Annotated in this window: 1 protein-coding gene; it reads right to left on the bottom strand. The window is 40.5% G+C overall.

Translation table 11 applies throughout. The features are described 5' to 3' along the window. Positions 1-237: transposase (locus tag MW695_RS23330; RefSeq protein ID WP_247107635.1), on the bottom strand; the 237-nt coding region annotated here is incomplete at both ends.

Raw genomic sequence — 237 nt, 5'->3', positions numbered from 1 at the left:
TCCGAAGGATGCGGTAGAAAATCTGTTCGAACACATCACTTTCACGGAATCGACGGGCATAGTTCTTCCCGAACGTAGAGAAGTGGGGGATCTTATCATCAAAACCAAAACCTAAAAACCAACGATAGGCGACGTTTGTTTCTATTTCTTTGATCGTTTGACGCATTGAACGAATACCAAATATGTATTGAATAAACACCATTTTTACTAACACGACAGGATCAATACTAGGACGAC

The sequence above is a fragment of the Halalkalibacter sp. APA_J-10(15) genome, assembly GCF_023017105.1.
Classification (GTDB): Bacteria; Bacillota; Bacilli; order Bacillales; family Bacillaceae_D; genus Halalkalibacter.
The sequence above is the reverse complement of the archived record's forward strand: the minus strand, read 5'-3'. Positions and strand labels throughout refer to the sequence as shown.